Genomic DNA, 19,226 nt, shown 5'->3' with positions numbered 1-19,226 from the left:
CAATTGTGGAAGGAATAAACAGGGTCGGCTGTCCTTGTGCGTGTCCGGTAGTCAATTTCTGGTGCAGTTTTCCCCAACTCGGTGGAAAATATCGCCCACCGCCCCATTTTCCGGTTCAGTTTTGTGCCGACGGGTCGTTAATAACTACGCAGTGCTGTGCACTTTTTGGGAAATCCTGTTCCTGACCTCCATAAGAAGAACGCATGATGAAAAATCTATCACTCAAGCAGAAGATACTGTTGTCAGTGGTCATCGCCCTCTCGCTGGTGATCCTGCTGCTCTCCTGGCAGAGCTACACCAGCCAGAAGTCCCTGTTGCTGCAAGGCAGTCAGGAACAGGTGCAACGCCTCGGCAACCAGCAGGCCGCCAGCGTCAGTGACTGGCTCGCGGCCCGTCGCGACGTCATTCAGGCGCTCGGCAACAAGGCCGGTGCCGAACCCCTCAACGCCCTGCAACAGGCGCAAGTCTCCGGCCGCTTCCAGCTCACCTACTTTGGCGAGAGCAGCGGCAAGATGAACGACTCCGATCCCTCCATCAACCGTGACGGTTACGATCCCCGCTCCCGCGGCTGGTATCAGGAGGCGATGGGCAAGGGTGGCATGATCGTCACCAAGCCTTACCTTGACGTGGCCTACAACATCATGGTGGTGACCCTGGCCCAGCCGGCGCAGGGCGGCGTGGTCGGCGGCGACCTCTCCATCGCCTCCCTGGTGGAAGACGTCACCAAGATGAAGCTGCCGGCCGACGGTTTCGCCATCATGATGCACAAGGATGGCACCGTCATCGCCTACAAGGACGCAGCCAAGGCGATGAAACCGGCCACCGAGATCGACAACGATCTGACCAATGCCCTGATCGAGCAGAGCAAGACCAGCAACAGCCTGGTGCCGGCCTACTTCGACGGCGAAGGGCGCGACAAGCTGCTGTGGGCGGTGGATATCCCCGACACCGACTGGGAGCTGGTGCTGGTGCTGGACAAGGAGACCCTGGAGGCGCCGCTCTCTTCCCTGCTGATGACTCAGCTCGGCCTGGCCCTGCTGGTGCTGGTGGGCAGCATCCTCGCCATCTCCTGGCTGGTCAGCCTGCTGCTCGGCCCGCTCGGCAAGGTCTCCCAGGCCCTGGCCCGCATCGCCGACGGTAACGGCGATCTGACCCAGCGCATCAAGATCGACACCAACGACGAGGTGGGTCAGCTGGCCAACAGCTTCAACCGCTTCGTCGGCAGCCAGCACCAGCTGATCGGCAACATCCGCCAACTGGCCAACGAGCTGAATGCCGATGCCGAGCGCAGTCTGGTGACCAACCAGGCCGCCGTGGACGAGCTGCAGCGCCAGCAGCAGGAGGTGACCATGGTCGCCACCGCGGTTACCGAGATGGCGAGCGCCACCATGGAGATCGCCGGCAACGCCGAGAACACCGCCGCCGCGGCCCAGCAGTCCGCCCAGAGCAGTGAGCAGGGCAAGATGCTGGTGAACCAGACCCGTCAGTCCATCAACGGTCTGGCCGAGGAAGTGGGGCAGGCGACCGAGGTGATCGGCGAGCTGAGTCGCCACGCCCAGGCCATCTCCGGCATCCTCTCCACCATTCAGGGTATCGCCGAGCAGACCAACCTGCTGGCGCTGAACGCGGCCATCGAAGCGGCCCGCGCCGGTGAACAGGGTCGCGGTTTCGCGGTGGTGGCGGACGAGGTGCGGGTGCTGTCGCGCCGCACCCAGGACTCCACCCAGGAGATCCAGTCCACCATCGAGACCCTGCAGCAGACCACGGCCCGTGCGGTGAGCCTGATGCAGACCAGTCAGGGGCTGGCGGACAACAGCGTGAAAGACGCCGATGCCGCCGCCGCTGCGCTCGAAGAGATCACCCAGGCAGTCAGCCTCATCTCCGACATGGCAGGCCAGATCGCTACGGCCGCCGAGGAGCAGACCCAGGTGACCGGCGAGATCACCCAGAACACCACCGCCATCAAGGATGTGAGTGACGAGATCACCGCCGCTGCCATGCGCGATCTGGATCAGGCCGAGAGCCTCAAGGGGCGGGCCACCGACCTGAACAAGCAGGTCTCGACCTTTATCCTGTAAGTGCTTGAACGCGGCGAACACGGCCGCCATGACCAAGCCCCGCACTCTGCCGAGTGCGGGGCTTTTTGTTTATGGGTCTCGCCACGGCTATCCATGAAGGAAGTGGTGCAGAGAAGCTGGCCAGCAGAAATGGCAGAGCCCACCAGGGGGTGGGCTCTGTTCATATACGTCTGACGGGAAAGGAGTTACAGGAAGGGCAGTGCCAGGAACAGCTTGATCACCATGGCGTTGATGATGTCGATGAAGAAGGCGCCCACCATGGGCACCACCAGAAACGCCAGGTGGGAGGGACCGAAGCGCTGGGTGATGGCCTGCATGTTGGCGATGGCGGTGGGGGTGGCCCCCAGACCAAAGCCGCAGTGGCCCGCTGCCAGCACGGCCGCATCATAGTTGCGGCCCATCACCCGGAAGGTGACGAAGATGGCGTAGAGCGCCATGGCCACGGTCTGGGCCGCCAGCAGGATGAAGATGGGCAGCGCCAGGTTGGCCAGATCCCACAGTCGCAGGCTCATCAGCGCCATCGCCAGGAACAGCGACAGACTGACGTTGCCGAGCAGGGAGACTTCGCGGTCGCTCACCTCGTGCCAGTTGAGCAGGGTCAGCACGTTGCGCAGCAGCACGCCGACGAACAGCACGCAGACGAACACCGGCAGCTCAAAGGCGCCGCCCTTGAGATAGGCGGAGAGCATCTCGCCCCCCTTCAGGCTGATGGCGATCAGCGCCAGGGTCTCGATCAGGCTGAAGGTGGTGAGCGGGCGCTCCATGTCCGGCATCTCGAAGCCTTGCGGCGCGTCGTCCCGGTTGTGCTCCTCGCCGGGCACCTGCACCTTCTTCACCAGATAGCGGGCCACCGGACCACCGATCAGGCCGCCCAGCACCAGGCCGAAGGTGGCACAGGCGATGGCGAGCTCGGCGGCGGATTGCACCCCGTACTTCTCGGTGAAGGTGGCGCCCCAGGCCGCCCCGGTGCCGTGGCCGCCGGAGAGGGTGATGGAGCCGGCCAGCAGCCCCATGTGGGGATCCAGACCGAGCAGGGTGGCCAGGCCCACCCCCAGGCTGTTCTGCACCAGCAGCAGGCCGGTGACCACCAGCAGGAAGGTGAGCACCGCCTTGCCGCCGCGCTTGAGGCTGGCGAGATCGGCGGAGAGACCGATGGAGGCGAAGAACGCCAGCATCAGCGGGGTTTGCAGGCTGGTATCGAACTGCAGCTCCATCTGCAGGGTGGCGCGCAGCAGCAGCAGCACCAGGGCGACCACCAGGCCGCCGGCAACCGGTTTGGGGATGTTGAAGGTGCGCAGCAGCCCGACTCGGGTCACCAGCAGACGACCGAGCAGCAACACCAGGGTGGCTGCGACCAGGGTGGCGTAGGAATCAAGTTGTAGCATTCAGTACTCCCATGTTGATTGGCTGTGTCTTTCGTTGATGCAGACTCACAGATTCAGCCGGGATAAAAACAGTGTGGCTCAGGTGCCAACAAAGAAGGGGCGACATGCCCCCGCCCCACGTAAGAATGGGACCGGTGCGGGCCTGAATTGATCAGGCATCCAGATGAGATTTATGAAAAATCGAGCGGATAGTAGCAAAAAACACCACTTATATCCACATTTGTCAGATAAATGGTCGCTCATTGTGTTTGTTGTGAAATTTAACACTATCTGGTTGGTCGCGGTGCAAGCCGGGGTGAGGGCTATTTCCTGGCTGTCATTTGGGGCACCAGTCCCTATAATTCGGCGGTTTTTGGCCCGCGGACGGCACTGGTGGGATGTGAGCCGGCGGCCTGGCGCGCTATCATGTGCGGGCTTTCGGCCCATGGCGAATGCGGCAGGCAGTCGATGCCACCGTTTCGTCCCGTTTGAGCCACGATTCGCGGCTGTTGTGCCCATCAAAGAGGAGAGGGTGTGAAGAAGTCCATCTATATCGCCTACACAGGCGGCACCATAGGGATGCAGCGTTCCGACCACGGCTATGTGCCGATGGCGGGCTTCATGGAAGACTGTCTGGCGCGGATGCCCGAGTTCCATCGTCCCGAGATGCCGGATTACCATATTCACGAATATGCGCCCCTCATCGACTCTTCCGACATGACGCCGGCGGACTGGCAGCGCATCGCCGAGGACATTCGTGACAACTACGAGAAATACGACGGTTTCGTCATCCTGCACGGCACCGACACCATGTCGTTCACCGCCTCGGCGCTCTCCTTCATGCTGGAGGATCTGCACAAGCCGGTGATCATCACCGGCTCCCAGATCCCGCTCGCCGAGCTGCGCTCCGACGGTCAGCAGAACCTGCTCAACGCCCTCTACATCGCGGCCAACTACCCGATCCACGAGGTGACGCTGTTCTTCAACAACCAGCTCTATCGCGGCAACCGCAGCAAGAAGGTGCACGCCGACGGCTTCCACGCCTTCGATTCGCCGAACTACCCGCCGCTGCTCAACGCCGGCATCGCCATCTCGCTGGAGGCAGGCGAGCTGGGCGTGCCCTCCGAGCGGCCGCTGGTGCTGCACGACATCACCCCCCAGCCCATCGGTGTGGTGACCCTCTATCCCGGCATCTCGGCCGAGGTGATCGCCAACATCCTGCAGCAACCGGTGCGGGCGCTGATCCTGCTCTCGTTCGGGGTGGGCAATGCACCGCAGAATCCGGCCATGCTGGCGCTGCTCTCCGAGGCATCCGCCCGCGGCGTCATCATCGTCAACCTGAGCCAGTGTCTGCACGGCAAGGTCAACATGGGGGGCTATGCCACCGGCAACGCCCTGTCGCGGGCCGGGGTCATCTCGGGCTTTGACATGACCGCCGAGGCGGCGCTGACCAAGCTGCACTTCCTGCTGAGCCAGGATCTGCCGGCGCCGCGCATCCGCGAGCTGATGCAGCAGTCCCTGCGTGGTGAGCTGACCCCCTGAGAAACTGTCCACGACCTTACTGCGAAGCCGTGATCAAGGCTCATGTGCTGCTCGGAATCCTCATGTATGCGTATACACTCCGGTTCCTGCGCTGCTCTTCACCTTGTTGACGTCTTCTCGCGACAGGTTGTGAACAGCTTCTGACCTCCCTACCATGGGGGGAGAGGGGATAGCTCGAGGTGCTGTTGACCGCGAAGCTTGCCATGAAGATCGCCGGCAGGTGGCCCGCTTACGGTTCGCAGCTGCGAGCCTGCTCCCTTCTCCCCTGGCGGGAGAAGGGCTGGGGATGAGGGGGATCACTTTGCAGAGATAAAAAAGAGGGGAGCCATCATGGCTCCCCTCTTTCGTTTTGTTACCGCGATAGGTGACGTGCGGCCTGCCTCAGTGGCTGAGGTCGACCCGCACTATCTCTTCCTCGTCGCGATACTGGCGCTTGAGCTCGCTCTTGCTCTTCATCACGATCTCGCCGTCACGGCCGATGTTCATGTGCTCGGGGTTGTCGAGGTGCATCGCCTGCCAGGCCATTACCGCCTGCAGCGACGTGGCCTTCTGCTCGTTGGTGAGCGGTTTGCCATCGGGCCACTTGCCGAGCTCGACCGCGGTCTTGAGGCGCTCGTACACCTCTGCGGGCATCTGCCTGATTGCTTGCAAAAACTCACCTTGTTGAAATGACATCCGGCCTTCTCCTTGCACATTGAGCCATGACGAATCGGGATCAGACCGGCAGATCCTGGCGAACTGCGCCAGCCATCTGCTCCATCACCCGCACTACCTGACAACTGTACCCGAACTCGTTGTCATACCACACGTAGAGCACGCAGTGATCCCCCTCGGCGATGGTGGCCTGGGAGTCGACGATGCCCGCAAAGCGGGAGCCCACCATGTCGGAGGAGACCAGCTCGGTGCTGGCGCTGAAGTCGATCTGGCGATGCAGGGCGGAGCTCAGTGCCATCTGCTGCAGATAGGCGTTGAGGCTCTCCCGATCGGTGGTCTGCTCCAGCGACAGGTTGATGATGGCCAGCGACACGTTGGGGGTGGGCACCCGGATGGCGTTGCCGGTCAGCTTGCCCTTGAGCTCGGGCAGCGCCTTGGCCACCGCCTTGGCGGCGCCGGTGCTGGTCATCACCATGTTGAGGGCCGCGCTGCGACCGCGGCGCTCGCCCTTGTGATAGTTGTCGATGAGGTTCTGGTCGTTGGTGTAGGAGTGGACCGTCTCCACATGGCCGTGGCGGATGCCGTACTTGTCCTGCATCACCTTGAGCACCGGGGTGATGGCGTTGGTGGTGCAGGAGGCGGCGGAGATGATGCGATCGTCAGACGTGATCACCTCGTGGTTGACCCCGAACACCACGTTCTTCATCTCCCCCTTGCCGGGAGCGGTCAGCAGCACCCGGGCGGCGCCGCGCGCCTTGAGGTGTTCAGACAGACCCGCCTCGTCACGCCAGACGCCGGTGTTGTCGACGATCAGCGCATCGTGAATGCCGTAGGCGGTGTAGTCGATGTCGGCCGGGCTGTTCGCATAGATCACCTGGATGAAGGTGCCATTGGCGATGATGGCGCTGCGTTCCACATCCACTTCGATGGAGCCGTTGAAGGGGCCGTGTACTGAGTCACGGCGCAGCAGGCTGGCACGCTTCTCCAGATCCCCGTCGCGACCGCCGCGCACCACGATGGCGCGCAGGCGCAGGGAGTTGGCGGCGCCGGTGCGCTCGATCAGCAACCGGGCCAGCAGACGGCCGATGCGGCCGAAGCCGTACAGCACCACGTCGGTCGGAGCCGGTACGCCGCGACCCAGGGCCGGTGCCAGCTTGGCACGCAGGTAGTCGTCGATGCTGGCGTCATCCTGGTGATCCTGCCAGTAACCCACGGCCAGCTTGCCCAGATCGATCTCGGCGGCGGTCGGGTTCAGGGCCAGGATGGCTTGCAGCAGGGGAAAGCTCTGTTGGATCGGGAGGGGGGCTCCCTGGTGGCGGCGAACGACCCGGTGGGCCTTGAGGATATCGATGGTGGAGGCGTTTTGCAGCGGGCGGCCGAAGATGGTGATCTCGATCCCTTGCTGACGGTAGAGGCGACCGATCAGGGGTTGCATGGCTTCGGCGAGCTCCTGGCTCTCCTGCCACGCCTGCAGATAGTGCTCGTGGGTCATTGACCAGATCCTTTATTTCACGTTGTTGGGGCAAATAGAAATTCGTCGAATGCAGATCAGTGTAGGGGTGTATATTTCGTTATATTATTCTGCAGTCGCGGCCTTATACGGCGCGCGCATTGTAATGGATATGTAACCGGTTTGCTAGTCGTAGGTGGCCGCTCGAGGCTCCCGTTGTTATCAACCTGCGTTTTCAACAAGATGTGAGCCATGGCCAATTTGCCCCTGCGACAGACCTTCATCATGCTTTCCGTCGGCCTTGCCGTTGCGGGCTGCAATGACGACCGGATCCACAATATTTGCAGCAACCATCCCGAGCTCTGTCAGGATCTGGTAGACGATGGCTGGTGCCGCTACGAGCGTACCGACATCATTCGCAGCCGCTTCTATCTCAAGGAGGAGGGGACGGATCGGCGCAAGTATGAGCTGATGCGCAACCTGGAGCGCTACCTCAAATGTGCCGAACGCTCCACCAACATCGAGTACAAGAATGCCCGCGAGCAGAAGAGCCCGCGGGTGGAGGGGATGCTGGCGGCCGGCGACCAGCTGGCCCAGCTCGATGCCGCCACCCGCAACGCCAAGGATCCCTATCTGCTGCTCTGGCACTGGACCAACAACACCAACGAGCTGGCCCGCCAGCAGTTTCTGGCGCTGGAGGGGCAGCCCGCGCTGGAGGAGCCCGAACTGCAGCTGGCGCTCGGGGGCATCTATGCCAAGCGCGAGCCGCAAAAGGCCATCGCGCTGATGCAGCACGCCCTCTCTCTCTACCGGGAAGGGGATCAGGTGAACGGCCGCATCCTCACTTCCCTCAGCACCCTCTACATGGGCCAGAAGGAGTACGGGCAGGCCTATCTGTGGGGCAAGGTGAGCGAGTCGTTCCAGAACGCCGCCGAGGTGTCGGCCAGCCGTTTCAGCCTCTACCACTCCCTGAGCAAACAACAGCAGGAGGGTCTGGACAGCCAGGCCGCCATCCTGGTCGAACAGCTGAAAAGCGGAACCTATCGTCCCTGAGTCCTGATGAACCACATTGAACCTCTGGCCAGCGACTGGCCGCACCCCTTCGACATCCGGCTCACCCACGGCCGGGTCAATACGGATGGCCGCCAGCTGGAGCGGGTCACAGTCCGGGCCATCGTGCTGCGTGGCGACCAGCTGCTGCTGGTGCACTCCAGTGTCAACGGCGATCTCATGTTTCCTGGTGGTGGCATCGAGCACGGAGAGTGCCACAACACGGCCCTGGCCCGCGAGCTGCGCGAAGAGTGTGGTGCCGAGCTGGTGGCGGTCGGCGCCCTGCTCGGGCAGACGCGGGAGTACCGTCCGGCCCGCGAGGCCGACTACGACGCCTACTGCATCCGCTCCTTCTACTACCTCTGTCAGGTGGGGGAGAACTGGAGCGAGCCGCGGCCCCAGCCCTACGAGATAAGGCTCGGCTTCACGCCGGGCTGGTTCGAGCTGGCCGAGGCGCTGCAGACCAACAAGACCCAGCTGGCGGGCTCCTGCCCCCAGTGGACGGCGCGGGAGACCCGGGTGCTGGCCGAACTGCAGCACTGGCACGGTGCCGGCCTGCTGGGCTGAGTTCTTTCACCACGCCAACAAAAAAACCGCCGATTGGCGGTTTTTTTGTTGGTTGCCGATCAGGGTGTGCAGACCGGGCAGAGGGCGTAGGTGCCCTGCGGATCGTTGAAGCGGGTCAGCGGGTCCAGGCTGCGGTTCACCTCCACCAGCGCCTTGCCAAGGCCTGCCGGCAGCCAGCTCTGCAGGTGCGAAGCCAGCACCTGGGCGCTGCTGTCGAACAGCTGGCGCAGGAACTTGTCCTTGGCCGACTCTTCCTGCTCGATGGGGGCGACCTGCCACTCCTTGAGGTTGGCCAGCTCGGCTGCCGCCTTGATGGCCGCCTCCTGATCGCCAAACTCGTCCACCAGGCCCAGCGCCTTGGCATCCTGACCGGTCCAGACCCGGCCCTCGGCCGCTTTCTCTGTCTCTTCCGGGCTCAGGCCGCGGCCCTTGCTCACCAGACCGACGAAGCGCTGGTAGGTATCCTCCACGTTCAGCTGGATCGCCTGGCCGACGTGTTCCGGCAGGGCGCGGGTCAGGCCGACGCCGACATAGTCGGTGGTGCCGACGCCGTCGGTGTGCACCCCGTACTGGGAGAGCGCCTTGTCGATGGTGGCGAACATACCGAACACCCCGATGGAGCCGGTGAGGGTGGTGGGGGAGGCGAAGATCTTGTCCGCATCGGCGGAGATCCAGTAACCGCCGGAGGCGGCGTAGCTGCCCATGGAGATCACCACCGGCTTGCCGGCCTGCTTGAGGGCCAGCAGCTCGGCGCGGATCTGCTCGGCGGCGAAGGCGCTGCCGCCGGGGCTGTCGACCCGCAGCACCACGGCCTTCACCTTGTCGTCACGGCGGGCATCGGCCAGCAGATCGGAGAGGCTGTCACCGCCGATGGTGCCGGCAGGCTGGACGCCATCCATGATGGCGCCGCTGGCGACGATGAGGCCCACCTCATCCTTGCCGCTCTGGGGATACTGGTTCGGAATGGCGGCCAGGTACTCCTTGAGGCCAACCCCCTTCCAGCCGTGGTCATCGCTCTCGCCCACTTCCTTGATCACCGCCTGGGTCATCTCGTCGCGGGTCGCCAGCTGGTCCACCAGACCATTGTCGAGGGCGTAGTTGGCGGCATTGCCGCCGGCCTTGCGCAGCAGCTCGAGGAAGCGATCCTTGCCCGGTGCCACGGCGTCCGGTTCGATTTCGCGCTGCTCGGCCACGTCGGCCACATAGGATTGCCACAGCTGATCCAGCCAGCGCTGGTTCGCCTCCTTGCTCTCGGGGGACATCTCGTCGCGGGTATAGGGTTCGACGAAAGACTTGTAGGTACCGACCTTGAACACGTGCGGGGTGATGTTGAGCTTCTCCAGCGCCGACTTGTAGTAGGTCTGGTAGACGCCGAGCCCCTCGATCACCACGGCGCCGCTCTGGTTGAGCAGCACGTGATCGGCGTGGGCGGCCAGCAGGTACTGGCCCTGGGTGTAGAAGTCGGCCATGGCGATGACCGGCTTGCCGCTCTCCTTGAATGCATCGATGGCGTTCGCCACCTCCTGCAGCTTGGAGAAGCTGGTGCCCTGCAGCCCCTGGGGCTTGATCACCAGTGCCTTGATGCGATCGTCATCCTTGGCGTTCTTGATGGCCCACAGCAGATCGGAGAGGACGATCTCGCTGGGCAGATCGTCGCTGTTGTCCACCTGGCGCAGCAGCTGCACAGTGGGATCGGTTTGCGAGCGCTGTTCCACCAGTACGCCGGAGAGATTGAGGGTGAGGGCCCCTTCGATGGGGGCGCTGGGGGCCTCTTTCTGGCTGACGCTGAAAACGATGATCAAGACCACGACGAGAAACAGCAGATTGACCAGCATCAGCCGGGTGAAATTGAGCAGGCGCCACAGGCTGCGAAACAGCCAACCCAGACCTTTGAAAATAGACATAGTCGCGTTATCGCCCTGTTAATGGGGAGGGAAGCGCCATTATTAACCAGTTGGCCGGTGAAATGCCATTTCCGCTTGGAGAGGATTGGAGCCGGTGAGTTCGGAACACGTCTGTTCGCCGAAAAATTGTCCAAACATTTGTTTGAAAAAGCATTTTTGATTCTTTACTCTAGCCTCGGTTTGATAACAAAAAATTAACTGGAGGCCCTGTGAGCCGCCCACCCATGCTGCCGCCTTGTTCCAGGCCTGAGTCCGGACGGCGGGGGATGGGCGTGGTGCCATCCAGCCCGGCCCCGACAAGGAGTTCATGATGAGCCGTTACCCGACCCTGCTGACCCCCCTCGATCTGGGCTTTACCCAGCTGCGCAACCGCGTGTTGATGGGATCCATGCACACCGGCCTCGAAGAGGAGAAGGGGGGCTTTGACAAGCTGGCCGCCTTCTATGGCGAGCGGGCCCGGGGCGGGGTCGGCCTCATCGTGACCGGCGGCATCGCCCCCAACCTGCGTGGCCGACTGGTGCCTCACGGATCCCAGCTGAGCTTTCCCTGGCAGGTGGCCAAGCACAAGAAGGTGACCAGTGCGGTGCATCAGGAAGGGGGCAAGATAGCGCTGCAGATCCTCCATGCCGGCCGCTACGCCTATCATCCGTTCAGCTTGGCGCCGAGTGCCCTCAAGGCCCCCATCTCTCCGTTCAAGCCGCGCGCCATGAGCGAACGGCAGATCCGCGGCACCATCCGCGACTTCGCCTCCACCGCGCAACTGGCCAGGAGCGCGGGCTACGACGGGGTCGAGGTGATGGGCTCGGAAGGCTACCTCATCAACCAGTTCATCTGCGAGCGCACCAACAAGCGCACCGACGGCTGGGGCGGCAGCAGCGAAAACCGCATGCGCTTCCCGGTGGAGATTGTCCGCGCCATCCGCGAGCGGGTCGGGCCGGATTTCATCATCATCTTCCGCCTCTCCATGCTGGATCTGGTGGAGCAGGGCTCGACCCTGGAAGAGGTGATTGCGCTCGGCAAGGCGCTGGAGCAGGTGGGGGTCACCCTCATCAACACCGGCATCGGCTGGCACGAGGCGCGTATTCCCACCATCGCCACCAGCGTGCCGCGCGGCGCCTTCAGCTGGGTGACCGCCGAGCTGAAAAAACACCTCAAGGTGCCGCTCATCACCACCAACCGCATCAACACCCCCGAGGTGGCCGAGCGCATTCTGGCGGGCGGCGAGGCGGATATGGTCTCCATGGCGCGCCCCTTCCTGGCGGACCCCGAATTCGTCATCAAGGCGGCCGAAGACAGGGCGGACGAGATCAACACTTGCATCGCCTGCAACCAGGCCTGCCTCGACCACATCTTCAAGCAGAAGCGGGCCTCCTGCCTGGTCAATCCGCGCGCCTGCTTCGAGACCGAACTCAACTTCGGCCGGGTGCCTCAGCCCAAGAAGCTGGCGGTGGTGGGGGCCGGTCCGGCCGGGCTGGCGTTTGCCTGCTACGCCGCCGAGCGCGGCCATCAGGTGAGCCTGTTCGATCAGGCGAGCGAAATCGGCGGCCAGTTCAACTTCGCCAAGCAGATCCCGGGCAAGGAGGAGTTTCACGAAACCCTGCGCTACTTTGCCAAGCGGCTGGAGAAGTGCGGCGTCGAGCTCTATCTGGGCCAGCGCCAGAGTGCCGAGAGCTTGCTTGGCGGCGGCTTTGACGAGGTGATCCTCGCCACCGGTATCCGCCCGCGCACCCCCAACATTCCGGGTATCGAGCATCCCAAGGTGCTGAGTTACCTGGACGTGCTGCGGGATCACAAGCCGGTGGGCGAGAAGGTGGCGGTGATCGGCGCCGGCGGCATCGGCTTCGACGTGGCCGAATATCTGGTGGAAAAACGGGCGGATGGGGGCCAGAGCCGGGATCACTGGCTCAAGGAGTGGGGCATCGACAAGCAGCTCGGCGAGCGCGGCGGTCTGACGACCCCGGTGATCGACGCCCCCGAGCGCCAGATCTGGCTGCTCCAGCGCAAGGAGAGCAAGGTGGGCGATGGCCTGGGCAAGACCACTGGCTGGATCCACCGCACCGTCTTGAAGAACCGCAAGGTGGAGATGCTCTCCGGCGTGCAGTATCTGCGCATCGACGACGAGGGGCTTCACATCCGGGTGGGCGACCAGCAGCAGTGCCTGCCGGTGGATCAGGTGATCATCTGCGCCGGCCAGGAGCCGCTCAAGGAGCTGCAGGCCGGTCTGCAGGCGGCGGGCAAGCCGGTGCACATCATCGGCGGGGCCGACGTGGCCGCCGAGCTGGACGCCAAGCGCGCCATCCGTCAGGGGGCCGAGCTGGCAGCCCTCATCTAGAAGAGGTTCAGGCACGGGAAAGCGAGAGGGGCGACAAGCCCCTCTTTGCATAGGAAATCTCCTTGCTCTGACAGAGCCGGCGCTTGTGGCTTGACTGAAATTAACATAGGGTCAACAAATAACTGTCTGGCGTCATGAGGGATGTACCGCCAGACGGGGGCAGGCTCAGCAAGCCAGATATGCCCCCTTGGTGCCACTATTGGCCTGAACGTGTCGGCCAATCCCCTCTCCCGGACAAGGCAATAAGGACATTACCATGTGCCCGGCAACACCCATACACCCAGTCTGCAACCCTGCTCCTCGTGTTGGCTCAGTCGCATTGGCGGTGATGCTGTATTGCTCACCGGCGTTGGCGGATCCTGCCGGCAGATTGATCTTTCTTGGCTGGACCAGCGATCAACTGCATTCGGTCTGGCTCTCAGCCGTGTCATCCGGCCAGTTTGAGGTGGAGTCGGCCAAGCAGGGGCAAGTCTATGACAACTGGAGTCAGGACCGCAGAGGCCTGCATCTGACCCTGTCACCCGAGGTACAAAACGGCGGCACCCACAAGCTATATGCCTATCTGGATACGACATCAGGTAAACGAGTCCTGCTCGATACGGATAACCAGCAAAATGGACATTTCACCTTTCCCGGTAATTTCACTCCGCCCACTCTGCCGACCAGGCCGCTCCCTCCTATCGCTGTTTTGCCTCCCGAGAGCGGTGTAACACCGCCGATAGGTACTCTGCCGCCACAGGGGATGATGCCGACCCGGCCCGGTGGCGTAACACCGCCGATGGGCACTTTGCCGCCGCAGGGGATGATGCCGACTCGGCCCGGCGGCGTAACACCACCGATGGGCATTTTGCCGCCGCAGGGGATGATGCCGACCCGGCCCGGTGGCGTAACACCGCCGGTGGGCACTTTACCGCCACAGGGGATGATGCCGACCCGGCCCGGTGGCGTAACACCGCCGGTGGGCACTTTGCCGCCGCAGGGAATGATGCCGACCCGGCCCGGCGGCGTAACACCGCCGGTGGGCACTTTACCGCCACAGGGGATGATGCCTACCCGGCCCGGCGGCGTAACACCGCCGATGGGCACTTTGCCGCCTCAGGGGATGATGCCGACCCGGCCCGGCGGCGTAACACCGCCGGTGGGCACTTTACCGCCACAGGGGATGATGCCGACCCTGCCCGGCGGCGTAACACCGCCGGTTGGCACTCTGCCGCCGCAGGGAGTGATGCCGACTCGACCCGGAGTTTTACAGCCGCCCACAGGTCTGCTGCCCACACCTGTGCTCCCGATGGTAACGCATCCGGCCGGAGAGCTGGCGAGCGAGCGCGCCTGGAATGAAACCAGATTGTGCGTCATGGCAGACGAGCGAGCACAGCTGCCGCCCACTCTGCGCGATCGATATCCGGATTGTCCCTCTTCCCGGGAGGCTGTGGTTGTGGTGGGGCAGCCACAGCCCAGACGCTGGGCCTTGTGGGGGGACGAGGTCTACTACGACATAGCGGATCACCGGGAAGGGAGCGATCTGTCCGGCAGTACCAATGTGTTTACCTTGGGGGCAGAGACTCGTCTCGATCAGGCTATGTCGCTGGGATTTGCCGTCTCCCGACTCGACAGCAAGGCAAGTGCCTTCGAAGGGGGAATGAGGCTGGCTGCAGGGGGCTACAATCTGAGCCCCTACTTCACTTATCAATTGTCGAAACGCTGGATGCTGGATGCGACCCTGATGTATGGCTGGATGGACAACGAGCAAGGCTTGTTGTTTCTCAGCGGTGACTACGGTTCGACGTCCGTGAGCGGCAACCTGGGGGGCTCGGCCCAGTTCGAGTGGGACGCGTTCACCCTCCGTCCCCGACTCGCGATCAGTTACAGTCATGGCCGCAGTGACGGCTATCGGTTGCAAGGGGATTACCGTGGCCTGCCCCTGCAGCTGGAACGGGGGAGCGACAGTTACAACCAGGGCAACATGACGGGGACGCTGGAGCTGAGCCGGCTCTATCATACCCGCGATGGTGTGCCGGTGATGCCTTATGGGGAACTGGGTCTCGATTATGGCTTTGAGAGACCTAACGATGGCTATATCCTGACGGGCAATCTGGACATGGCCCGCACCCAGCCGTTGAGCGGCACTATGCGGGTCGGGCTGCGCACTCTGCTGGGTGGAGACACCACGGTCACGGCCAGTACCGGTTATCTCAGCCTGGGTCAGGGGGGGCTGAATGTCTGGGAATGGAGGCTCAATCTTTCCAGGTCATTCTGAGCCCGGGCCCGACCTTTTCTCAATGAAGGAGATTTTGATGGATGCACTGACGTTATTGCTCAACCGCCACTCCTGTGGCCGTCTGGCCGAGCCCGCCCCGAGCGGTGAGGTACTCGACAATATCCTCAAGGCCGGGTTGCGGGCGCCGGATCACGGCACCCTGACCCCCTGGCAGTTCATCCTGTTCGAAGGGGAGGGCCGCGAGCGGTTGGGCACCCTTTTGGCGGAAGCCGCTCGTAGCCGCGGTGAGGATGAAGAGAGCATCAAGAAGTGCCGGGAAGCACCGCTGCGCGCACCGCTGGTGATCGCGGTGGCGACCCGCCATCAGGAGCACCCCAAGGTGCCGCGACTGGAGCAGGAGCTTTCCGCCGGCTGCGCCCTGATGGCGATGCAGATGGCGGCCCAGGCCCAGGGCTTCAACGGCATCTGGCGCTCCGGCTGGTTTATCTTTGACGAGCAGATCCAGGCCGGCCTTGGCCTTGGCACAGACGATCAGCTGGTGGGCTTCCTCTACCTTGGCACCCCCATGCTGGAGGCCCGCAAGCTGCGCGAGCTGCCGGTGAGCGAATTCGTGCGCCGCTTCTAGTCCGATGAACTGTCGATAAAGCCCTGACTTGTCAGGGCTTTTTTGTTTCTGGCGACAGGCTGTACTGATATTTGAAGGATTGCCAAGAGGGAGGCCGTGGCTGGCAGGGAATTTTTTAAATAGTGAGATGCCGTTCTCAATCCTGGTTTATTACGCTATGTAAAACGTTTGCGCCTCGTTAATATCCCTGTGCCAGTTTAGAAGGTGACCCCTTCTAATTTTCTGCGATGAGAGTCGCAATTCCGTAGCACCTTTTTACAGCCCAACGTCTTGATGACATTGGGCTTCATTTTTATGGGTGTTTTTCAGGTGCCGGTCCCCTTAACTCCCTGATACCGGCAAACCCACCTTTTACGGGTGGTTCTCGGTACGTGCTGCTAGCTCGCCTGCGTCTTGCCTTTGGCGGGCAGCACGCGGGCCGGGTTGCCGGCCACCCGGGCACCGGCTGGCACATCTTTGGTGACCACGGCTCCGGCGCCCACGATGGCCTCCCGCCCTATGGTGACGCCGGGCAGCAGGATGGCGCCACCGCCAATCCAGACCCTGTCCTCGATGGTGACCGGCAGCGCGGTCTCCACCCCCTGGATCCGTTCATCGGCGTCCAGCGCATGGGCGGCGGTGTAGATCTGCACGTTCGGCCCAATCATTACCTCGGCGCCGATGCGAATGGGGGCATTGTCCAGCAGGGTGGCCCCCATGTTGATGTAGCTGCGCTCGCCAAGATGGATGTGGCGGCCATAGGTGCAGTAGAGGGGTGGGCAGATAAAGGCGCCCTGGGCCAGCTCACCGACGATCTGCTGCAGCAGCGCCAGCTGTTCATCCCCCTCGTCGCTGCGATTGAAGCGGCGGTACAGGCGGGCCGTCTCCCGGCGCAGCAGATCCAGTTCCGGTGCCATGCAGTTGTAAAGCTGGCTGGCGATCATCTTGTCGTACTCGGTCATGGGAGCTCCTGTGGCTTGTCTTTGTGGCGCCTAGGTTATACATGCTAGCGGCCCGGTCGCCGGATAACCGTGATCAGCGGCCCGCTACGGGCAGCACCAGATTGGTCGGCCTGCCCTCGGCAAAGGCAATCAGGTTGTCAAAGGCGGCCTGAAAGTAGAGTTGGTAGCTGTTGCGCTCCACATAGCCAAGATGAGGCGTCGCCAGCACATTGGGCAGGCGCAGCAAAGGCTCGCTCTGCGCCGTGGCGGGCTCTGCATCGAACACGTCGAGGGCTGCACGCCGGGTCGGGTTGGCGACGAGTTCGGCATAGAAGGCGCCGGGCTCGACAAGCTCAGCCCGACTGACGTTGACCAGCAGGGAGTCCGCTTTCATCCGCGCAAGATCGGCGCGGGTCACGCAGCCACGGGTGGCCTCGTTCAGGCGCAGATGCAAAGAGAGGACGTCGGCCTCGCGAAAGAAGCTCTCTTTGTCACAGGCGCTGGCATGGCCATCCTGCTCGGCCTGCCGGCGGGAGCCCTCGCTGCCCCAGATCAGCACCGACATGCCGAAGGCCCGACCGTAACCGGCCACCAGTTTGCCAATCTTGCCGTAGCCCCAGATGCCGAGCGTCAGCCCCTGCAAGGTACGCCCCAGCCCCAGCGTGCCAGATTGCTGCCACTGCCCCTGGGCGAGGGCATGGCAATAGGCCGGGAGGTGGCGGGAGGCCGCCATGATGAGGGCCCAGCAGAGCTCGGCGGGCGCCACGGGGCTGCCGATGCCTTCGGCGACGGCCACCCCGTGGCGCTGACACAGGAGGGGGTCGATATGCTGGCTGATCTTGCCGGTCTGGCTGATGAGCCGAAGGGAGGGGAGCCTGCGCAGCAAGGCTTCGTCGATGCGGGTGCGCTCACGGATGAGCACCAGCGCCTCCACCCCTGCCAGCTTGGCGGCAAGGCGCTCGGGGTCAGGTTCGCTTCGGGTGAGAATGGTGATGTCGTGGCCCGCCAGGCGGGTAAAGCAGGGCAGATGACGCACCTGATCCTGATAGTCGTCCAGTATGGCAATCCGCATAAGCACTCCGTGTCGCAGGGGGACTGGCGGCCTATCCTACCGGAAACGGGGTGAGCTGTGTGGTCAAATGAGCATGGATGGCGCTGGGTGGTGGAATCAGCGAAGAAGCGGCTGCCGCCGGCGGGCTGAAAACAGACGAGGCTCCCGTGTGGGAGCCCCGTTGATAGTTTGGCAAGTGCCGCTTAGCCGAGTTTGCGGCCGATGGGTTGGCAGCCGCCGTGGCTTGTTGCTTATCAGCCGAGCTTGCGGCCGATGGGTTGGCAGCCGCCGTGGCTTGTTGCTTATCAGCCGAGTTTGCGGCCGGAGAGGCGGCACCACTCTTCCTTGACGGCGGTCGGGTCCATCTCGAACCACTGGCCGTAGATGGTCTCCAGCTCTGGCGCCTGGCTTTCCAGCACGCCGGAGAGGGCCATCAGGCTGCCCGCCTTGCCGTGGCCGGCGATAAGCGGCGCCAGCTCGCGCAGCGGGCCGGCCAGAATGTTGGCGACCACCACGTCCGCTTCGACATCTTGCGGCTGATCCGCCGGCAGATAGAGTTCGATCTGATCGGCGACGCCATTGCGCTCGGCGTTGTCACGGCTGGCCTGGATGGCCTGCGGATCGATGTCGATGCCGATGACCCGGGCCGCGCCCAGTTTCAGGGCGGCGATGCCGAGGATGCCGGAGCCGCAACCAAAGTCGACCACTGTCTTGCCAGCCAGATCCAGCCCGTCCAGCCACTGCAGGCAGAGCGCCGTGGTGGGGTGGGTACCGGTACCGAAGGCCAGACCCGGGTCCAGCATGACGTTGACCGCATCGGGGTTTGGCACGTCGCGCCAGCTCGGGCAGATCCAGAGCCGCTCGCCGAACTGCATGGGGTGGAAGTGATCCATCCACTCGCGCACCCAGTCCTTGTCTTCCAGCTGCTCCACCTTGTAGCCCACGTCTTCGCCGAAGATCTGCTGGAAGAAGGCGATGGTGGGCGCCGGATCGGTTTCGGCGTCAAACAGCCCCATCACTTCGGTCTCGCCCCACAGCGGGGTCTCGCCCGGCATGGGTTCATAGACGGGCACATCCTTGGCATCCATAAAGGTCACCGCCTGGGCACCACGCCCCAGCAGCATGTTGCTCACCTTGTCTGCGGTCTTGGCAGTGGCGTTGATTCGAATTTGTATCCAGGGCATGGCGTCGACTCTTCATAAATGTGAAACCGCGGGATTCTATCATCATGGGCGTGTGCTGTCGTGGTTTGCCCATGCAGTGTGGTGGAGGATGGGGACTTTGCCGAATTGGCACGGTTCATGTATTCCTCATTGGGTGACGGGAAGCAACCTGTTCCCGCTGAATGCTTTGCTCTAGGAAAGTTCCGTCATCTTTTTCAGCCACCTTCGGGTGGCTTTTTTTTTGCCTGCAGAGTGGCCAGGGGCTGCAGACCCTGGTGGCAGTGCAAAATGGGGGAAGCAAGCGGGGA

14 protein-coding genes are annotated in these 19,226 nt (G+C 63.1%); 7 read left to right on the top strand and 7 right to left on the bottom strand.

Annotation, left to right across the window (positions count from 1 at the left end):
* Positions 1–206: 206 nt before the first annotated feature.
* On the top strand, positions 207–2,078 hold the full coding sequence (locus tag AB5Y81_RS16795) for a methyl-accepting chemotaxis protein (protein WP_017780299.1): 1,872 nt from the start codon (positions 207–209) through the stop codon (positions 2,076–2,078).
* Positions 2,079–2,263: 185 nt separating this feature from the next.
* On the opposite strand, the gene gltS is transcribed toward AB5Y81_RS16795, so the two are convergent.
* A complete protein-coding gene (gene gltS, locus AB5Y81_RS16790) occupies positions 2,264–3,463 on the bottom strand; it encodes a sodium/glutamate symporter (RefSeq protein WP_017780300.1) in 1,200 nt (399 codons plus the stop codon).
* A gap of 513 nt (positions 3,464–3,976) precedes the next feature.
* Between gltS and ansA the strand changes: the two genes are divergently transcribed.
* Entirely contained in the window at positions 3,977–4,984 is a 1,008-nt protein-coding gene (ansA, locus tag AB5Y81_RS16785) for an asparaginase (RefSeq protein ID WP_005297986.1), read from the top strand.
* Between the two features lie 381 nt (positions 4,985–5,365).
* Here ansA and AB5Y81_RS16780 read toward each other — a convergent pair whose 3' ends face one another.
* Positions 5,366–5,659, bottom strand: coding sequence for a YeaC family protein (locus AB5Y81_RS16780; protein WP_054545439.1), 294 nt, complete (start codon positions 5,657–5,659; stop codon positions 5,366–5,368).
* A gap of 40 nt (positions 5,660–5,699) precedes the next feature.
* Positions 5,700–7,130, bottom strand: coding sequence for a glyceraldehyde-3-phosphate dehydrogenase (locus AB5Y81_RS16775; RefSeq protein WP_279485358.1), 1,431 nt, complete (start codon positions 7,128–7,130; stop codon positions 5,700–5,702).
* Between the two features lie 243 nt (positions 7,131–7,373).
* Between AB5Y81_RS16775 and AB5Y81_RS16770 the strand changes: the two genes are divergently transcribed.
* Positions 7,374–8,141 carry a DUF2989 domain-containing protein gene (locus tag AB5Y81_RS16770; RefSeq protein WP_085946928.1) on the top strand — a complete coding sequence of 256 codons (768 nt, stop codon included), beginning with the start codon at positions 7,374–7,376 and terminating at the stop codon, positions 8,139–8,141.
* A gap of 6 nt (positions 8,142–8,147) precedes the next feature.
* Positions 8,148–8,705: an NUDIX domain-containing protein gene (locus AB5Y81_RS16765; RefSeq protein WP_017781495.1), complete on the top strand. Its 558-nt coding sequence runs from the start codon at positions 8,148–8,150 to the stop codon at positions 8,703–8,705.
* Between the two features lie 59 nt (positions 8,706–8,764).
* Here the strand turns inward: AB5Y81_RS16765 and sppA are convergent, their stop codons facing one another.
* On the bottom strand, positions 8,765–10,609 hold the full coding sequence (gene sppA / locus AB5Y81_RS16760; RefSeq protein WP_279485359.1) for a signal peptide peptidase SppA: 1,845 nt from the start codon (positions 10,607–10,609) through the stop codon (positions 8,765–8,767).
* A 310-nt stretch (positions 10,610–10,919) separates the two neighbouring features.
* Between sppA and AB5Y81_RS16755 the strand changes: the two genes are divergently transcribed.
* The 3 genes from AB5Y81_RS16755 (at position 10,920) to AB5Y81_RS16745 (ending at position 15,784) form a co-directional block, all read left to right on the top strand.
* Positions 10,920–12,941, top strand: a complete 2,022-nt coding sequence (locus tag AB5Y81_RS16755; protein WP_279485528.1) for an NADPH-dependent 2,4-dienoyl-CoA reductase — start codon at positions 10,920–10,922, stop codon at positions 12,939–12,941.
* 424 nt (positions 12,942–13,365) lie between these two features.
* Positions 13,366–15,198: an autotransporter outer membrane beta-barrel domain-containing protein gene (locus tag AB5Y81_RS16750; protein WP_279485360.1), complete on the top strand. Its 1,833-nt coding sequence runs from the start codon at positions 13,366–13,368 to the stop codon at positions 15,196–15,198.
* A gap of 37 nt (positions 15,199–15,235) precedes the next feature.
* On the top strand, positions 15,236–15,784 hold the full coding sequence (locus AB5Y81_RS16745; RefSeq protein WP_021467339.1) for an NAD(P)H nitroreductase: 549 nt from the start codon (positions 15,236–15,238) through the stop codon (positions 15,782–15,784).
* 377 nt (positions 15,785–16,161) lie between these two features.
* On the opposite strand, the gene AB5Y81_RS16740 is transcribed toward AB5Y81_RS16745, so the two are convergent.
* From AB5Y81_RS16740 to prmA, 3 genes are all read right to left on the bottom strand, one after another.
* Positions 16,162–16,725, bottom strand: a complete 564-nt coding sequence (locus AB5Y81_RS16740) for a sugar O-acetyltransferase (protein ID WP_279485361.1) — start codon at positions 16,723–16,725, stop codon at positions 16,162–16,164.
* A gap of 73 nt (positions 16,726–16,798) precedes the next feature.
* Positions 16,799–17,776 (bottom strand): D-2-hydroxyacid dehydrogenase family protein, encoded by a 978-nt coding sequence (locus AB5Y81_RS16735; RefSeq protein ID WP_279485362.1) that lies wholly within the window; start codon positions 17,774–17,776, stop codon positions 16,799–16,801.
* 284 nt (positions 17,777–18,060) lie between these two features.
* Positions 18,061–18,939: a 50S ribosomal protein L11 methyltransferase gene (gene prmA, locus AB5Y81_RS16730; RefSeq protein ID WP_010675412.1), complete on the bottom strand. Its 879-nt coding sequence runs from the start codon at positions 18,937–18,939 to the stop codon at positions 18,061–18,063.
* Positions 18,940–19,226: the final 287 nt, after the last annotated feature.

The sequence above is a fragment of the Aeromonas sp. s2 genome (genome assembly GCF_040907935.1).
In the GTDB taxonomy this organism is placed as follows: Bacteria; Pseudomonadota; Gammaproteobacteria; order Enterobacterales; family Aeromonadaceae; genus Aeromonas; species Aeromonas dhakensis.
Note: the sequence above shows the minus strand (reverse complement) of the source record. Positions and strands in the feature narration are given on the sequence as shown.

Excerpts from the sequence above, each read along its gene's own strand:
- AB5Y81_RS16745 (WP_021467339.1), top strand. The coding sequence starts at position 15,236 with ATGGATGCACTGACGTTATTGCTCAACCGCCACTCCTGTGGCCGTCTG.
- AB5Y81_RS16770 (WP_085946928.1), top strand. The coding sequence starts at position 7,374 with ATGCTTTCCGTCGGCCTTGCCGTTGCGGGCTGCAATGACGACCGGATC.
- gltS (WP_017780300.1), bottom strand. The coding sequence starts at position 3,463 with ATGCTACAACTTGATTCCTACGCCACCCTGGTCGCAGCCACCCTGGTG.
- sppA (WP_279485359.1), bottom strand. The coding sequence starts at position 10,609 with ATGTCTATTTTCAAAGGTCTGGGTTGGCTGTTTCGCAGCCTGTGGCGC.
- AB5Y81_RS16740 (WP_279485361.1), bottom strand. The coding sequence starts at position 16,725 with ATGACCGAGTACGACAAGATGATCGCCAGCCAGCTTTACAACTGCATG.
- AB5Y81_RS16755 (WP_279485528.1), top strand. The coding sequence starts at position 10,920 with ATGAGCCGTTACCCGACCCTGCTGACCCCCCTCGATCTGGGCTTTACC.
- AB5Y81_RS16775 (WP_279485358.1), bottom strand. The coding sequence starts at position 7,130 with ATGACCCACGAGCACTATCTGCAGGCGTGGCAGGAGAGCCAGGAGCTC.
- AB5Y81_RS16780 (WP_054545439.1), bottom strand. The coding sequence starts at position 5,659 with ATGTCATTTCAACAAGGTGAGTTTTTGCAAGCAATCAGGCAGATGCCC.
- prmA (WP_010675412.1), bottom strand. The coding sequence starts at position 18,939 with ATGCCCTGGATACAAATTCGAATCAACGCCACTGCCAAGACCGCAGAC.
- AB5Y81_RS16795 (WP_017780299.1), top strand. The coding sequence starts at position 207 with ATGAAAAATCTATCACTCAAGCAGAAGATACTGTTGTCAGTGGTCATC.
- AB5Y81_RS16735 (WP_279485362.1), bottom strand. The coding sequence starts at position 17,776 with ATGCGGATTGCCATACTGGACGACTATCAGGATCAGGTGCGTCATCTG.
- AB5Y81_RS16765 (WP_017781495.1), top strand. The coding sequence starts at position 8,148 with ATGAACCACATTGAACCTCTGGCCAGCGACTGGCCGCACCCCTTCGAC.